Source organism: Catenulispora sp. GAS73 (assembly GCF_041262085.1).
Taxonomy (GTDB): Bacteria; Actinomycetota; Actinomycetes; order Streptomycetales; family Catenulisporaceae; genus Catenulispora.
In genome coordinates this window covers 1-1,200 of record NZ_JBGCCM010000101.1, presented here as the reverse complement: position 1 = coordinate 1,200, position 1,200 = coordinate 1, and the positions used below count along the sequence as shown (strand labels likewise).

Below are 1,200 nucleotides of genomic sequence, written 5' to 3'. Positions count from 1 at the left end.
CGCCCCCCCCCGGCCCCCACCCCGGGCCCCCCCCCCCGCCCCCCCCCCCCCCCCCCCCGGCCCCCCCCCGCCACCCGGGTTGGCCGGGGCGCCCCACCCCCCCGCCACAACCCTCCCCCAGCGGCGGTTGGAGCGCCGCTGGCTGCTGCATTCTTTCACTGTGCGGCAGGGGATTGAGCGCCAGCGCCTGCCAGGGGCTCGACACGCTGCGCGGGCCGGTCGAGCTGTGGGTTACACGCGATTTTCACGGCTTCGCGCATGGTTCGATGACCTCACGGGGTGGCGCAGTTCGGCTGAGCCCTGCGACTACGGGTAGTGACGAAGCCGCGCGGCCGGTGGTGTCGCTCGCCGGATCCTCCGGACCATGCGGGGTGTTGGTTCTGGGTCCCTCGCCGCGTCGGCGGGCTCTGCCAACCTGGCCGGTTCGGTGGTGTCAAGCCGGACGAGGGGCGACCACAGCAGCTGTGATCCGGCTTTACACCACCGGACCGGCCTGGTTCCGTTTACGGCGACGACGCGGCGAGGGACCCAGAACCTCGGTGACCACAAGCATCACCGCCACCGAACAACGCGGCGCAGGCAACAGCGGATAGGAAGCCGACCAGTCGCGGGCCGCCGCCGTCAAGCTCGATGCGAGGGTCGCCCCCTCGCTGTAGAGCGCCCGCCGGAGGCCTCAAGGTGCCCACCACGCCCGACGATTGCCGCCTACGCAACGCGTGCGCAGTGACTCGGACTCATGCGTGGTCTTGCACCCACACAACCGGCGGCCGCCAGCGCAACATGCGGCGCTCAACCGAACTGCGTCCCCCCGCGAGGTCATCAACACCTGCGCGAAGCCGTAAAAATCGGCGCCTCTGACTTATGTGTGGGTTGTTTGGGTGGGGTTGCGCGCGTGCACGCCGTGTCCGATCTAGGGTTTTGGACTGTCTAAGGTTCAAAACGGCTGATCTGGAGCACGGCGTGCGAAACAGGATTGTATGGGCCCGGCTTCTCGGGCTGAAGGACGCTGTGGTCGAGGACGTCGTGTTGGATGCCGACGGCCAGATCGTGGCCCATGTGCGACCGGTGGCCCGCCAAGCGCTGCGCTGTAGCCGGTGTCTGCGCAGCTGCCGACGCTACGACCGCGGTCCGGGACGGCGCCGCTGGCGACACCTGGACGCCGGCACCCTGATGGTCCATCTGGAGGCTGACGCCCCACGG

1 protein-coding gene is annotated in these 1,200 nt (G+C 69.9%); it reads left to right on the top strand.

Features of this window, described 5'->3' with window-relative positions:
* Positions 1-960: 960 nt before the first annotated feature.
* Positions 961-1,200: transposase family protein (locus ABH935_RS50865; RefSeq protein WP_370385242.1), on the top strand; the 240-nt coding region annotated here is incomplete at its 3' end.